13 protein-coding genes are annotated in these 14,099 nt (G+C 58.8%); 4 read left to right on the top strand and 9 right to left on the bottom strand.

Annotation, left to right across the window (positions count from 1 at the left end; all coding sequences use genetic code 11):
- The first annotated feature begins 16 nt into the window (after positions 1–16).
- Positions 17–673 (top strand): sterol desaturase family protein, encoded by a 657-nt coding sequence (locus KYK83_RS12050; protein WP_222828426.1) that lies wholly within the window; start codon positions 17–19, stop codon positions 671–673.
- On the opposite strand, the gene KYK83_RS12045 is transcribed toward KYK83_RS12050, so the two are convergent.
- The 5 genes from KYK83_RS12045 to KYK83_RS12025 are packed head-to-tail and all read right to left on the bottom strand — an operon-like array spanning position 658 to position 6,072.
- Positions 658–1,875, bottom strand: a complete 1,218-nt coding sequence (locus KYK83_RS12045) for a glycosyltransferase family 4 protein (protein WP_222828425.1) — start codon at positions 1,873–1,875, stop codon at positions 658–660. The genes KYK83_RS12050 and KYK83_RS12045 overlap by 16 nt on opposite strands.
- The gene (locus KYK83_RS12040) at positions 1,872–3,581 is read right to left on the bottom strand and encodes a capsular polysaccharide export protein, LipB/KpsS family (protein ID WP_222828424.1); all 1,710 of its coding nucleotides are present in this window, start codon (positions 3,579–3,581) and stop codon (positions 1,872–1,874) included. Before KYK83_RS12040 ends, KYK83_RS12045 begins: the two co-directional genes overlap by 4 nt.
- Positions 3,578–4,186, bottom strand: coding sequence for a histidine phosphatase family protein (locus KYK83_RS12035; protein WP_222828423.1), 609 nt, complete (start codon positions 4,184–4,186; stop codon positions 3,578–3,580). Before KYK83_RS12035 ends, KYK83_RS12040 begins: the two co-directional genes overlap by 4 nt.
- A 45-nt stretch (positions 4,187–4,231) precedes the next feature.
- Entirely contained in the window at positions 4,232–5,041 is an 810-nt protein-coding gene (locus KYK83_RS12030; protein ID WP_222828422.1) for a 3-deoxy-manno-octulosonate cytidylyltransferase, read from the bottom strand.
- Positions 5,042–5,085: 44 nt separating this feature from the next.
- Positions 5,086–6,072 (bottom strand): KpsF/GutQ family sugar-phosphate isomerase, encoded by a 987-nt coding sequence (locus tag KYK83_RS12025; protein ID WP_222828421.1) that lies wholly within the window; start codon positions 6,070–6,072, stop codon positions 5,086–5,088.
- 215 nt (positions 6,073–6,287) lie between these two features.
- Between KYK83_RS12025 and kdsA the strand changes: the two genes are divergently transcribed.
- Together kdsA and KYK83_RS12015 are read left to right on the top strand one after the other, a co-directional pair.
- The gene (gene kdsA / locus KYK83_RS12020; RefSeq protein WP_222828420.1) at positions 6,288–7,133 is read left to right on the top strand and encodes a 3-deoxy-8-phosphooctulonate synthase; all 846 of its coding nucleotides are present in this window, start codon (positions 6,288–6,290) and stop codon (positions 7,131–7,133) included.
- A gap of 13 nt (positions 7,134–7,146) precedes the next feature.
- Positions 7,147–8,190 carry a phytanoyl-CoA dioxygenase family protein gene (locus tag KYK83_RS12015; RefSeq protein ID WP_222828419.1) on the top strand — a complete coding sequence of 348 codons (1,044 nt, stop codon included), beginning with the start codon at positions 7,147–7,149 and terminating at the stop codon, positions 8,188–8,190.
- Here KYK83_RS12015 and KYK83_RS12010 read toward each other — a convergent pair.
- On the bottom strand, positions 8,187–8,516 hold the full coding sequence (locus tag KYK83_RS12010) for a hypothetical protein (RefSeq protein WP_248284437.1): 330 nt from the start codon (positions 8,514–8,516) through the stop codon (positions 8,187–8,189). The genes KYK83_RS12015 and KYK83_RS12010 overlap by 4 nt on opposite strands.
- A 25-nt stretch (positions 8,517–8,541) precedes the next feature.
- Positions 8,542–9,663 carry a polysaccharide biosynthesis/export family protein gene (locus KYK83_RS12005; RefSeq protein ID WP_222828418.1) on the bottom strand — a complete coding sequence of 374 codons (1,122 nt, stop codon included), beginning with the start codon at positions 9,661–9,663 and terminating at the stop codon, positions 8,542–8,544.
- 105 nt (positions 9,664–9,768) lie between these two features.
- Here KYK83_RS12005 and KYK83_RS12000 point away from each other — a divergent pair, with 105 nt between their 5' ends.
- A complete protein-coding gene (locus KYK83_RS12000; protein WP_222828417.1) occupies positions 9,769–11,547 on the top strand; it encodes a glycosyltransferase family 2 protein in 1,779 nt (592 codons plus the stop codon).
- Positions 11,548–11,559: 12 nt separating this feature from the next.
- Here the strand turns inward: KYK83_RS12000 and wecC are convergent, their stop codons facing one another.
- Both wecC and wecB read right to left on the bottom strand, forming a co-directional pair.
- Positions 11,560–12,816 carry a UDP-N-acetyl-D-mannosamine dehydrogenase gene (gene wecC / locus KYK83_RS11995; protein ID WP_222828416.1) on the bottom strand — a complete coding sequence of 419 codons (1,257 nt, stop codon included), beginning with the start codon at positions 12,814–12,816 and terminating at the stop codon, positions 11,560–11,562.
- 19 nt (positions 12,817–12,835) lie between these two features.
- Entirely contained in the window at positions 12,836–13,939 is a 1,104-nt protein-coding gene (gene wecB / locus KYK83_RS11990) for a non-hydrolyzing UDP-N-acetylglucosamine 2-epimerase (protein ID WP_346729468.1), read from the bottom strand.
- Positions 13,940–14,099: the final 160 nt, after the last annotated feature.

The raw sequence follows: 14,099 nt of genomic DNA, 5'->3' as shown, positions 1-14,099 counted from the left end.
TCGGGATATTCGTGTGATGAAGGGTCCGACTACCAAAGAAAAGCGCCTCGTTCTTTTCGAGAATCCGTTTCTCGAGATGCTTACGCTCGCGTCCATTTGGCTGTTTGCAGCAGTCTGGATCGTCGTCCTGCCGCTTATCGCCTTTGTCGGCTGGGGCACGGTTTCCGTTTCGACGGCGGTTGGCCTGAGCCTTGGCGGTCTGCTGGTGTGGAGCCTGTTCGAATATATCGCCCATCGCCATCTTTTTCATTGGGAGCCGCAATGGCTTCCCGCGCGCCAGCTCGTATTCGCGATCCATGGCAACCACCATGCCCAGCCGACCGATCATCTGCGCAATCTCATGCCGCCGATCGTCAGCCTTCCCGTCGCCGGGGTCATATGGGCGCTCAGCTACGCTCTGGCGGGGAATGCCGGCACCTGGTTCGTCTTCGGATTCCTGGTCGGCTACGTCCTGTATGATCTGACCCATTACGCCTGCCATCAATGGTCCATGCGCGGCCGCATCGGGAAAGTCATCAAGAAGCATCACATGCGTCATCACTTCATGGGTGAAGACGGCAACTTCGGTGTTACGACGCCTCTGTGGGACCATGTGCTCGACACGCGAATCGGCTCCGCCGGCCGGGTCTCGGCCAAGGCCATGCGCGAACTGCCCGTTCATCCCGCAGAATGATTCTTCGGTAGAAGCGCGGCGTCCTCGATCACCTTCGCGGCGATCTCCATATGAGAATCCCAGTCCGGCTCTTGCCAGGCGGCAACGCGCGTTAGTTGCGCACGTCGCATCGGGCCATCGTGGGTATGGTCCAGTACCGTCCGCTCCCAACCCGGCCCGTCGAGAGGATCCAGATAGTCGGGAGCATTTCCGCCGATTTCGCGATGGGCTTCGATATCGCTCGCGATGACCGGCGTGCCGACCGACAGGGCCTCGGCAATCGGCATGCCGAACCCTTCGGTAAAGGACGGCATCAGCAGCGCGTGGGCGCCGCGGATGGCCGCAGCCAGGTCGCTGTCGCCGCAACCGTTCACTTCCTCCAGCACCGGGCCGAGCGAAGGGCAGCGTTCGAGCATGTCGACGATCTGCTCATTCTCCCACCCGCGGCGCCCGATCACCAGCAAGCGTGGCACATCGTCCGAAGGCAGCGTTTCAGCCATTTTGCGCCACAGGTGAAGCAGCAGTAGATGGTTCTTGCGCGGTTCGATGGTGCCGAGACACACGAAATAGGGCTTTCCATCGGCATAAACGCGCGGTGCCGCTTTCGCGATTGGCTCTGTGCCAAGAAGCGCCACGTGGATCTGCGGCGGGATCCCGCCTTTGCTTTCGACCCATCTCGTTAAGGAGGCACCCGTAGCGGCCGAATTGACGATCACCGCATCGGCCAGCTCTGCCACCGTGCTCATCCGCTTTTCATGAAGCGCCGATCCACCGGGCCGGGCATATTCCGGATACTCGATCGGTATCAGGTCATGCACCATGCAGACGAACCTGGCTTCTTCGCGTTGCAGGATGCGCCGCATCTTGGCGGCGTGCGTGAGGTGGTGCGGCGAAACCTGCACCAGAACGTCGGCGGACCCGATTCCCGCACGCCGCGGAAGCAGCCGTGCCATCCATGGGAGGACCGATGCGAGAGTTCGCTGCCCTGAAGCTCGATCGGTCGCTGTCCAGCGCCTGTCGAGTTCGTCCAGATAAGCGATGGCCGTTTCGCGAGGAATCCTCCCATAGAGGCCTGTCGGATGGACGGCGGCGAAAGCAAGCTTGGGTCCGTACAGGCGAAGCAGTCCACGCGCATAGGCCATCTCTACGCGGTCTACGCCGGAAGGGCCGGAATGCCGCACACGCGAAATCAGCCGCGATATATCCAGAACCGCACGGGTCATCGGTGAACCTTCTTCTGCCCGCGTGAGCGGTGGCGCGCCATGACCCGTCCCTGGAACCGGCGAACCGGTTCGATCCATCCAAGACGGTTGGGCATCTGTTGTTGACCCATGCGTTTCACGAGCACTTCGGGCGGGCACGGTATGCCTGTCACCGGATCGAGATAACGGGGATAGAGCAACAGCACACCAGCAACGAGCTCGTCCAGGGAGAGCTTGCGCGACCTGCGCGGCGGCGTGGTCGCCATATCACGTGTGAGCCCCCAACCCGCGTAAAACGGGATGCCATGGCAGATGACTTCCCTGCCACGCAGCAGCGCTTCGAAACCGGAAAGCGAGGTAAGTACATGAACCGCATCTACCGCATCGAGTAGGTCAACCATCGCTTCTTCACGCACGATGCGGTCGGCATATTGCAGGGCATCTGCATCCACGACCTGGCCATTGCGGTGGCCTGCATCGACATCGGGATGAGGGCGCCACCAGATCTGTGCTTCGGGTTCTTCGGCGCGGACGCGGCGCAGCAGTTCGAGGTTGGATGTCAGCCCGCCGCCGCCGGCCAGCACCGACATGTCGTCTTCCACCTGTCCGGGTACCAGAACGATCCTTCCTTCGCGCGTCCCGATGACCTGCGCGGCCATTCGCTTCGCTGCTCGCGCATATTTGCTGATGCCCGTGTCCACGATCGTCTTCCGCAGCAGGCGCGCACGCTCGATCAGGTCGTGCGAGAATTCCTCATTCTGCAAAATCGTCTCGAGATCGCTCGGATGGCCGGGATCGAAATGGATACCACGCCGGTCCACAATCACGGACGATGGAGGCACCAGATTGCTGCCAAGGCCAACCGATCGCACGAAGCCATCCTCGACGCGAACGATCGGTACCCCTCGTTTTTCTGCATTTGCGAGGAGGGATTTTGAGATGCGCGATGGCCAGACAGCCAATGCGCCGCCACGCGCCTCGGCAACGGCCAGGGCGCCCGCTGAAGTGCGCGCTATTTTCAAAGGTTCGCCTGGCACCCAAAGGAACCGGCGGATTTCTTCGCGCTTCCACCAGCTGATCCCGCATGCCGCGACTATGGTCTGCCCCGCGGTGCCGCGATTGGCATCGATCACTCTGCGCCAGTCTGCCAGCAGTTCAATAGCTTTTGCCGGTTCGAGCCAGCCATCTGAAAACGGATCGCGCATTGGCTCGGCCAATGCCATCGCAGCCCTATACTCCAGTGTCTCCCCATCGTCGCCCGGCTCGCCATAACGGCCTGGCGATAAAACTTGAACGTGAATACCGGCGATGGTGGCCAGTGCGACCCATTCATCATCACCATGAGCAACCAATTTCCCCGTCTGCGACAGGACAGCCCAGGGATCGATATCTGCGCCGTAATCGAGCGCGGCGGTTCTCAGCGGGGATGCATGCGGGTGTCCGATGCAGATCGTCTTCTCTGCCCCGAAACGCGCGCGCAGTTCCGCTGCCTCGGACGCGGAACGAGGCCTGATGGCCATGTCGATAGCAAGTGGAGCGATTGGCTCACTCCAGTAAGATCCCCCGACACGCGCGTTGCTGACGGATCTGAACAAGGCCGTCCGCGTGTCGCCGGTCGGAGCATCCACCTCGGGCGGTGGTGAAAACATATACATGGCATTCGCCAGGCCGGGGAAGGGGGGGGCACGCAGCAACCTGGACGCGGCAGGGGTGGGAAGGGGCGTCATGGGCGCACTCCCCAGGCTTCGAGCTGTAATTGCCCCAAATCGCTGCAGCCAATGACGCCATAGCCGCCCGTCGGAAGTTTGAGGGAAGGTAGTGTGCTGGCTGCATCGCTAAGACCTTGCGCCGCCATCAATGCAAACCGCGCCGCACCATTGCTGGTCACGAGCAATGTCGCCTCGCCGGGATCGGCGTCTTCGAAAAGGTCGCGCCAGGCGGCAATTCGCCCTTCGCGATCAACGCTCCATCCCGTGGGCGGCACCGCGCCAGTTTCCCATGCTTTGAGTGCGTCCTCTCCAATTCTGGCAAGGACTACCTCTTCGGGCTGGTCCTCGTCCGGACCATGATCGATTTCACGCAGAAATGCGGCTGACTCTTGCTCGGGCGAATTCGCCTGCGTCGAGAGGATTTCGCCAGCCGTCTGCCGGGTCCGCTTGAGCGGAGAAACGAGTACGCGCGAAAACTGCCATCCCATGGCGGCGAAATGACTGCCCAGCGCCCGGGCCTGCTCAATGCCCTGCCCTGTTAGGGGCAGATCGGTGCGGGCCCCGATCCTGCGCGGCTGATCGCCGGTTTCAAATGTGTTGCCGTGGCGAACGATGACGAACATGCTGCTGGCTTCTAGCGCTTGCCGCCGGTGCCGCAACCATCCCGCTCACGCGGGGTAAGGGTCGCCCAGTTTTGCAATCGCTTCTTCCGCGAGGGCAAGGTCCGCTGCAGTGTCGATACCCGACAGCGCGTGCTCGGGCGGTGCAACGGGCACAGTCGCAATTTTCCAACCATGTTCGAGAAATCGCAATTGTTCGAGCCCTTCCAGGACCTCGTAAGTTCCGGGCGAATTTCCGACAAACCAGTCCAGCGCCTCGATCGTGTACGCATATAGACCCATGTGCTGCCAGACGGGCGATGTATCCATTTTGCGCAGATCTGCCTCGTTGCGCATTGCTGGCAGAATGGATTTGGAAAACCAGAGAGCATGGCCCTCTGAATCCCTCACACAGGTGGTACCGCTGAAGGGAGCGGTCTGCTTATGTGCTCTCAGCCGATCGAGCCTTGCCCAGTTCAGTTGATATACCGGCGTCGCAACCGACGCGTTGCCTTCGCGTAATATCTTTATCAACGATCCAATCGTCTGCGGCGCAATGAAAGGAGCGTCACCCTGCAGGCAAATTACGCGTTTTGGCTTACCCGATTTCAGTGCCGCGGCGTGTGCCCGGGCCGTTCCGGAATCCAGCGCCGCATCGGTCAGGACGGATCTCGCGTCCAGTGCATTGGCGTGTTCTGCAATTCGTTCATCGTCGGTCGCCACGACAAAATCGCAATTCCCGCAAAGGTCTGCGGCTTCGCGGGCATTGGCAATCACACGCTCTAGCAGAGTGCGCCCGGCCAATGCCATTAAGGGCTTACCGGGCAACCGGGTTGATCCGTACCGCGCCGGTATGACTATGAGATCGCGGCTTTCCATCCTCATCCTTTCAGCCAGCACCGCGGCTCCGGCTGACGGAAAATTCAGCCGATTCCCAGTCGAACCAGATCGTGCATATGAACGATGCCGACCAGCTTTTCGCTGTCCGTTACGAACAGGACCGAAACGGCGTTATCGTTCATCAAGGTCAGAGCTTGTGCTGCCGGCATGGACGGCTCGGCGGTGACCGGACGCGGTGACATATGGCTTCCGATGGGGTCGTCGAGATCATGGATTGCGATACAGCGGCGCAGATCGCCATCGGTGAATGCGCCGACGAGCTTCTCGTCGGCATCGATCACAGCGGTGCAGCCATAGCGTTTGCGGCTCATCTCGATCGTTGCGCTGCGCAGAGTGGCATCGAGGGTGACTCGCGGCAAAGCCTCGTCCGTACCCATGACCTTCTCGAGCGTCGTCAACTGCGCACCCAAGCGACCGCCCGGATGAAAAAGGCCGAAACTGTGGGACGAAAAACCACGAGCCTCGATCAGGGCGACAGCAAGCGCGTCGCCAAGAACCAGTTGCATGGTCGTCGATGATGTCGGTGCAAGCTCGTTCGGACACGCTTCCCGCACGACGGGTAAGGTCAGACAGATATCGGCCGCTTCACCGACCCAGCTCGACCCGTTCGCGGTCGCCACGATCAACGGCAGTCGATACATGCTACAATAATTGACGATGTCGCCAAGTTCGCGTGTCGTGCCCGACCATGTAATCGCGAAGACTACGTCATCGCGCGAAATTGCGCCGAGATCGCCGTGGCTGGCTTCTCCCGGATGCAGGTAGAGCGCGGAGGTGCCGGTCGAACAGAAAGTTGCCGCAATCTTGCGGGCGATGTGGCCGCTTTTCCCGATCCCGGTGACAATGATCCGCCCTTTGGCAGATGCGAAAGCGTTCACTGCCTGTTCGAAAGCATCGCCAAGGCCGGTCTGCTTGAAAGCACTTTTCAGATCTTCCAAGCCACCGATTTCGATCTCGAGCGTTTTGAGGGCGGAGACCATGTGGTCGGAGGCTATTGTATCGTTGATCATAGAAAGGAATTTCTGCGCAACTCTGGAAAACGATGTAGGGGGCGCGTATCTTGAAATCGCTTTGGCGCCCGCAACGGCTCGTTCACCTCTTGGTGCTGGTGATGTCAAGCGGTCACTTCTAGCAGCATGTATTTTTGGGGCGGACTCTACAAGATTTACGGTAGGGCGTTGTAAAAACACCTCAAAGAGCGGTCGATGAGAATGGATTTGAACAAATGATACTGTGTGGTCGCAAGATAACGGCAGAAACCCCGCTATTCGTGATTGCCGGGCCGTGCGTGATCGAAAGCGAACAACATTCTCTTCATGTTGCGGATACCTTGGCCGCCATTGCTCGGCGCCTTGATGTGCAGCTGATTTTTAAAAGTTCCTTCGACAAGGCCAACCGTACGTCTGGCGACTCGTTTCGGGGGCCTGGCTTGGACGAGGGGCTTCGCATTCTCGAAAAAGTTCGTGCCGAAACCGGGCTGCCGGTCCTCACCGATGTACATGAAGCGAATCAGGCCAACCCCGTGGCCGAAGTCGTTGACGTCCTGCAGACTCCTGCCTTTCTCGCCCGGCAAACCGACTTCATCGGCGCCGTCGCCGCCAGCGGAAAGCCGGTCAATATCAAGAAGGCACAATTCATGGCGCCAGGCGACATGCAAAATGTCGTTACGAAAGCCCGGCAGGCGGCGTCGGCAGCGGGCAAGGAAACCGACAATTTCATGCTTTGCGACAGAGGCACGTCGTTCGGATACAACACGCTTGTATCCGACATGCGCGGCCTCTCGATCATGGCGGAAACAGGCTGCCCGGTGATATTCGATGCGACCCATTCGGTTCAACAGCCCGGTGGGCTGGGTTCGCGCTCTGGGGGGCAAAGCCAGTATGTGCCTCTCCTGGCTCGCGCTGCCGTTGCGGCCGGCGTCTCCGGTGTATTCATGGAGGCACACCCTGATCCGGCTTCGGCGCTCTCGGACGGCCCGAATGCGCTGCCGCTTGAGAGGTTCGAATCCCTCGTGTCCCAACTCATGGCCATCGACCAGATCGCCAAAGATGCGCTGCGGGCCGAGGTGTAAGGGTCTTCCCCGCATGAGTTTGATCAACAAAGCCAAGGCCATCGCGCTGGCGCCGATCCACGTTCTTCAATTGGGAACCTCGGCGAAGAGCTTTCTCGACCATCCTCTGATCGGGTCGCAGCGCCTCAATCAAATGGGCCTTCACCGCGCTCGCGTACGCTTTGCGGATGCGATGTGCAGGTGGCGCAGGCGCCGTCTTGCAAAACATGTGCGTAGCGACTGGCGCGAAGCATTCGATCGTGACGGGTTCGTCGTTATCGAAAACGTGGTTCCAGCGGCGGAATTCAGGAAGCTCCGCGAGGCTATCCTGCACTCCGAATGGCCCGCCCGTGAGATGCGTCAGGGCGATGCCATCACGCGTCGCATCGCAATCGATACCGAAATGCTCCAGGCGGCTCCGGACCTAAGGCGGTTCTTGGCAAGAAAAGATATCAACGCGCTATTCCACTACGTAGCGAGCTTTCGCATTACGCCGCTCCATTACGTTCAGACGATCGTTTCCAACCTCGTCGGCGGGGGCACCGATCCGCAGCAGGTTCTTCATGCCGACAGCTTTCACGCCTCCATGAAGGCTTGGCTGTTCCTCAATCCGGTTGCGAAAGAAGACGGCCCTTTCACCTATGTTCGAGGTTCGCACCGCTTTACGCCGAAGCGGTTGGAATGGGAGCACGAGAGGAGCCTCGCTGACCCTAAGTCCATCGACCGCTTGTCTGCCCGCGGTTCGCCACGCGTCGATGCGTCAGGCCTGACGCAAATGGGATTGCCCCCGGCAGAGGCTCTGGCACTGCCGGAGAACACGCTCGTCGTAGCAGATACTGGCGGTTTCCACGCTCGCGGCGCAGCAGAGAAAGCAGGGGAGCGGGTCGAGATCTGGTCTTATGCGCGACGCAATCCGTTCTTGCCTTGGCTGGGCGGGGATCCCCTGAGCATTCCCGGAATAGCCGAGAAGCGCGTAGGTTGGCTCTGGTCCTTCCGCGATCGCTTCGAAAAGACCATCGGACAGCCGTGGCAGGATGTTGGCATGCGTAGACCTGTGGACGATAGTCCAGCCGACTAAATGCATCTCGGCTGGGTGCGCGGGCGTCTTTTACGTCTTAGCATAACCCACGTCAGTGCCGACGTTGCAATGATCGGCCCTATAACATCGGCGAACTGGTCGGCTTTAGTCCAAACCTTGAGATCGAACGCTGCCCACCAAGGGGCGTTGGCTCGGAGGCCATGACCGAATTGCTCGATCCACCGATATTCTGCCTGCGCCAATTCCCGCCCAATGAAATAACCACACGCAAGCAACGCTCCCGCCCACCAGTTCCGGGTCAGGAGCCCGACGATGATTTGAATCGCGAGCGCCACCAATGCATGTTCGGCAAGTTCGATGCGCAACCCTCCTTGCGGTCCCGAATATCCCTTAATTATTCACGTTATTCGCGACCGCGGTCGCAGTGACAATCGGCGAGAACAGCTGACCGATCGTCTGGATAAGCTTGCGGGGTTGATTGCTTTCGGAATTACCGAAGTAAAGGACATCGTCATCACGCAACGCAAACCGTTGCGCTAGGAAGAAGGTCGGCGTCTGCATAAGATTGAAATGATAGACCGTCGGCTGGGTTTTATTGGGTCCGGTGTACCGAAAAAGGAAGATGGCCTTTGGATCTCCGGCGTTGCTGTTCGGCCCACCCGCAGCTGCGATCGCTTCGATGACATTCATACGCTCGCGCACAAAAGGAATTTGCTGAACCCTGCCTGTGGCACCGAGGACCGAAAAGATCAGCGGTTCGGCAAGTATGGTTACACGATCACCGGGATAAGCGCGCACACGATCATACGTGCCGGCCAAAACATCGGATAAGCGCAGACGAACCAGATCGTCGCCTCGTTCGATGAGCAGGGTTAGGTTCTTCGCTTCTCCGCGATATCCGCCCGCCAACGCAATGACATCGGAAAGCGTTTCGCGATTGGTCTGCAATACGAGACGTCCCGGTTGTGCGACTTCACCACCAATGATGATAGAATTACCGATCACTTCCTGACGAGTGACTGAAACCTGAGGGTCCTGCGAGAAAGTGCGAAGTCCTTCACGAATCTTTACCTGAACATCCGCTAGAGTATTACCAAGCACCTGAATCGTTCCGACATAGGGAATGTCTATCATCCCGTTGTCGTCGACGCGCCGTGGAGGGAGCGTGTGGGTTTTGACCGAAGGGTCAAAACCGCCCGCGGCTTCTGCTGAACTGCCGCCTCCAAACAAGGCGACACCCGCCTCGAATACGGTGACGGAGAGTACATCCCCGGGACCGATCATGTCGGATGGTGGGGGATCATAATCTGGCAACTGCCAGTCAATCGGTTCTGCGACCGGAGGGACGTCGGCGATCGAATTTACAGGCACGATATCGATGGCTGCTCCGTCGACCTGTGCCTCCAATGCTGTATCGGTTATCTGGCCTCCAGTCGGTCCGCTCGAAGGCAAGGTAGAGCAGGCACAAAGCGAACCAAGCGCAATGGTCGACAAAAGCAGTTTCAGTTTCATGATGAATTCGTATGAGATTTGCGTATGAAGGCCTCCCTAACCAATAAGACGGTTCAGGGATAGCCCGTCGCGATCCAATTCACACCGCCATCAGAAGATAATGCGTTGAAGAGTAGTTTTCTAAGGCAGTTGCGGGACATTTTGCTGTTGCTCGCTTGTCGACCCGACCGTTTGGCGCTCATCGGTTGGTGGCGATTGTCCGGAAAAAAGTTGCGAGCTCACCATCGACTCCAAAGTGCGATTGCAGCCTTACCCTTCGCCAACGAACGCTGGATGTCTGACGCTGGTTCAGAAGATATGTCAGCAATCGCCGCGGCGCGAATGTCCAAAAGCCTACATAGCTTCTCAGTCCACGTACATATGGCAAATGATGACGACTGCCGCGTCGCTCGCCGAGCAATAGAATCGGCACTTGGGCAAAGCGAAAAGCCGGTACGCATATTTGTCACCGCCCCTCGCGCCATGAATGGCCTGCCCGCAGCCTGCGACCTGGTTTGTATCCTTCAGGAGCCCTGTGATAGTCGTATTGCAGGCTTGGAGCTCGCATTGGCCGCGGCCGAAGAGATTGGCATAGATTATGTAGTTCCCCTTGCTGTTGGCGCAATGCTTCCGCGTCATTCTCTAGCTGGATACGCTGCATTCAACAGCGAGCAGCGGCGTGAGAGGCTGCCTATTTTGTTTGGGGATCAGCTTGAGGATCTCACACATTCGAACGCTGCGATCGGCTGGTTTAAACCTCTGTGGGATCAGCGGATGATGCTATCTCAGGATTACATCAGCTCGGCATGCGCATTGCCGGTCAGTGCTGCACATCGGTTTTTTGTTAAGGAGGACGTTCAAGCTCCAACCTGCATTTACGAACTGATCCTACTAATGTCCTTGCCGCCGGATACTGGCGTTTCCGTTGAAAAAGTGCAGCGGATAACTATGCGCACAGCGACGGGAGACTGGTGCGCAGACGGAGATGCAAGGTCCCAAGCCGTTCAAAATGCCGCGCCTGAGAACGCATTGGTGTCGGCGGGACCATTCGGCACGGTACAGTTGCGTTGGCCACTGCCACAACCGATCCCAAAAGTTAGCATAATAGTCGCAACTCGCGATAAATTGGAACTGCTTCAAACGTGTGTAGAGGGCGTGCTTTTTCAAACCGCCTATCCCGATATCGAATTGATCATCGCAGACAATGATAGTCGGGAAACGGAAACCCTCGAATATTTAGACGAGATATTAAAAGACCCGCGCGTTCGCGTCGTGCGTTGGCCGTATCCGTTCAACTATTCGGCTATCAACAATTTTGCCGCAGGGCACGCATTGGGCGAATATTTGTGTCTGCTCAACAATGACATCGAAGTTCTGGAACCGCAATGGCTCGAAGAAATGGTACGCGAGGCTGTGCAACCGGGTGTCGGCGCGGTCGGCGCGCGTCTGCTCTATCCTGACCGGACAATCCAGCATGCAGGCGTCGCGCTGGGGATCGGAAACGCGGCCGGCCATGCGCACCGAGGATTGCAGGAAGATGAAGCGGGTTACTTTGCACAAACGCACATCGTGCGGGGAACAAGCGCGGTCACAGCAGCCTGCATGCTGGTGGCAAAGCGACATTTCGATGCCGTTGGTGGGCTGGATGAAGATGAGCTTGCCGTGGCTTACAACGACGTGGACCTTTGTTTGAAGCTAAGGATGCGCGGACTGGTCAACATCTACACCCCGCTTGCCACACTCATTCACCACGAAAGCAAGTCGCGAGGGCTCGACTTCGCGCCAGAGCACCTTGAACGCTACATGCGCGAACTCGCGGTGTTCCAGCAGCGGTGGGGGGCCGCGGAGGTGGTAGATCCGTGGCACCATCCGCGGCTGAACAGACAAAGCGAAGTGTTCAACTGACGTGCGGCTCGTCTAGAGACCGACCACGTCGATGAAGCTGGCAGTGTCCGGCACCTTGCCAGCTAGGTCAGCAAAGTCGGAGTGGCGAACCAGCACGCAGATGACATCTGCCTGAGACAAGGCCTCATCGATAGTGGCCAAGGTTACAGGCTTGTCTGCCAGGCTCGCGGGCAGCGCATCGATATGTGGCTCAACGGCCAACACCTGACATCCAAGATGGGCAAACTTCTCAGTGATCTGCAGGGCCGGGCTTTCTCGCAAATCATCAATGTCTGGTTTGAAGGCGAGGCCCATGCAGGCGACCTTGATATCCGCCATGCTGCGCGAAGTATCCGCCGAAAGCGCGGCAAGCACTGCGTCCGTACCCTTCTGCAGCACCCAGTCGGGCTTGGCGTCGTTCACCTCGCGTGCGGTGCGGATCAGCCTGGCCTCTTCCGGTGCGGAGGAGACGATGAACCAAGGGTCCACCGCAATGCAATGTCCGCCGACCCCGGCTCCAGGTTGCAGGACGTTGACGCGTGGATGGCGATTGGCGAGCGAGATCAGCTCCCAAACGTCGATGCCAAAGCGATCGCAGATCGTGCTCAGTTCGTTCGCAAAGGCGATCTGCACGTCGCGTGAGCTGTTCTCGGTCAGCTTACACATCTCGGCCGTGCGTGCATCGGTGATCACGCAGTCGCCGCGCACCACCTTCTTGTACATCGCTACTGCCATTTCGCTGGCGCGTTCGGTCATGCCGCCGATGATGCGGTCGTTCGAGATCAATTCGCTCAGCACATGGCCTGGTAACACGCGCTCCGGGCAGTGCGCGATCTGGATATCGGCATCGTCGTCCGCTGCCTGCGGAAAGGTGAGATCAGGGCGGGCATCGGCGAGCCATATGGCTAGCTGTTCGGTGGCCCCAATGGGAGAGGTGCTCTCGAGCACGACGAGATTGCCTGGCACCAGCACCGGGGCGATCATGCGGGCTGCTGACTCGATATAGGAAAGATCGGGCTCGTAGTCTTCCCTAAACGGCGTGGGCACGGCGATGATGAAGGCATCTGCGGGTTCGGGCTCCAGCGTTGCGTGGAGGCTTCCTTCCGTGACGACCTTGTGGACGACACCATCAAGATCGGGTTCGACCAGATGGATCTTGCCGGCGTTGATCGTCTCGACCACATGCGCGGACACGTCGACCCCGATAACCTTGGTGCCATGTGCGGCAAACAGCGCTGCGGTCGGCAGGCCAATATAGCCTAGCCCGACCATCGAAATACGTTCAAACATCAGTGAGTTGCCCTTCTTTTCAGCCGGGGGTCAGGGAATCGGCGATGCGCGCCGAAGCCTTGCCATCACCGTAAGGATTGAGCGCGCGGGCCATGACGTCATAGGCCTCTTGATCGTTAAGCAGCGACAGCGCACCGGAGCGGATCTTTTCCGCATCAGTGCCGACCAGTCGCACGGTTCCTGCGCCGACCGCTTCGGGCCGTTCGGTAGTGTCGCGCATCACCAGTACCGGCTTGCCGAGCGAAGGTGCCTCTTCCTGAACGCCGCCGGAGTCCGTGATGATGAAGTGCGAGCGACGCATCAGCCAGACGAACGGCAGGTATTCCTGCGGTTCAATCAGGTGGACATCCTGTGTATCACCGAGAATGCGGTTTACCGGCGCCTGAACGTTGGGATTGAGATGCACCGGATAGACGATCTGCGCATTGCCCAGTTCGCTGATATCGCGCAGCGCGCGGCAGATGTTTTCGAACCCTTCGCCAAAGTTCTCTCGGCGATGGCCGGTAACCAGGATCATGCGACGATCAGAATCCAGGAAGGGAAAACGCGACTCTATCTGGCCGTCGAGCGCCGGGTCGTCATCCAGCCGTGCCACCACTTGGTGCAGTGCGTCGATCACGGTGTTGCCAGTGACAACGATATTTGCGTCGGCAACGTTTTCCTTCAGCAGGCTTTGCCGTGCAGTTTCTGTCGGGGCGAAATGCAGGTCGGCCAGACGACCCACGATCATGCGGTTGGCTTCCTCTGGCCAGGGTGCGTAGAGGTTGCCCGTCCTGAGACCCGCTTCGACATGGCCGACGGGAACCTGCGCATAGAAGGCCGCCAATGCACCGGCCATCGTCGTGGTAGTGTCGCCATGGACGAGCAAGCGGTCGTATGCTCCTTCTTTCAGGACATTGCGCAAGGCGAGAATTATGTTGGCGGTGATATCGGTCAGATCCTGACCCGGCTTCATGATGTCGAGATCGATATCCGGCACAATTTCGAACAGTGACAGAACCTGATCCAGCATTTCGCGGTGCTGTGCCGTCACGCAGACATGCACGTCCAGCCCCGATCTCTCCTTCAGCCGATGGACTACTGGAGCCATTTTAATTGCTTCGGGCCGGGTGCCGAATACCACCAGGATTTTCAAAGCAGTTCCTCTCGTGCGCAATGATCCGTGGGCGAGGCGCTTTGCGCAATTTAAAGTGAGATACAACCCTTGCAGGGTTTCGGAGGGCTAAAAACGAGAAGCTAGGCGCATGCTGTCCCCAATAAAAAGCTATTGTCGCAGCGCTGTG

This window comes from Qipengyuania pacifica, from assembly GCF_019857205.1.
GTDB classification, from domain to species: domain Bacteria; phylum Pseudomonadota; class Alphaproteobacteria; order Sphingomonadales; family Sphingomonadaceae; genus Qipengyuania; species Qipengyuania pacifica.
Note: the sequence above shows the minus strand (reverse complement) of the source record. Positions and strands in the feature narration are given on the sequence as shown.

Excerpts from the sequence above, each read along its gene's own strand:
- KYK83_RS12045 (WP_222828425.1), bottom strand. The coding sequence starts at position 1,875 with ATGACCCGTGCGGTTCTGGATATATCGCGGCTGATTTCGCGTGTGCGG.
- KYK83_RS12005 (WP_222828418.1), bottom strand. The coding sequence starts at position 9,663 with ATGAAACTGAAACTGCTTTTGTCGACCATTGCGCTTGGTTCGCTTTGT.
- KYK83_RS12035 (WP_222828423.1), bottom strand. The coding sequence starts at position 4,186 with ATGTTCGTCATCGTTCGCCACGGCAACACATTTGAAACCGGCGATCAG.
- KYK83_RS12030 (WP_222828422.1), bottom strand. The coding sequence starts at position 5,041 with ATGGAAAGCCGCGATCTCATAGTCATACCGGCGCGGTACGGATCAACC.
- KYK83_RS12015 (WP_222828419.1), top strand. The coding sequence starts at position 7,147 with ATGAGTTTGATCAACAAAGCCAAGGCCATCGCGCTGGCGCCGATCCAC.
- KYK83_RS12025 (WP_222828421.1), bottom strand. The coding sequence starts at position 6,072 with ATGATCAACGATACAATAGCCTCCGACCACATGGTCTCCGCCCTCAAA.
- KYK83_RS12040 (WP_222828424.1), bottom strand. The coding sequence starts at position 3,581 with ATGACGCCCCTTCCCACCCCTGCCGCGTCCAGGTTGCTGCGTGCCCCC.
- kdsA (WP_222828420.1), top strand. The coding sequence starts at position 6,288 with ATGATACTGTGTGGTCGCAAGATAACGGCAGAAACCCCGCTATTCGTG.
- wecC (WP_222828416.1), bottom strand. The coding sequence starts at position 12,816 with ATGTTTGAACGTATTTCGATGGTCGGGCTAGGCTATATTGGCCTGCCG.
- KYK83_RS12050 (WP_222828426.1), top strand. The coding sequence starts at position 17 with ATGAAGGGTCCGACTACCAAAGAAAAGCGCCTCGTTCTTTTCGAGAAT.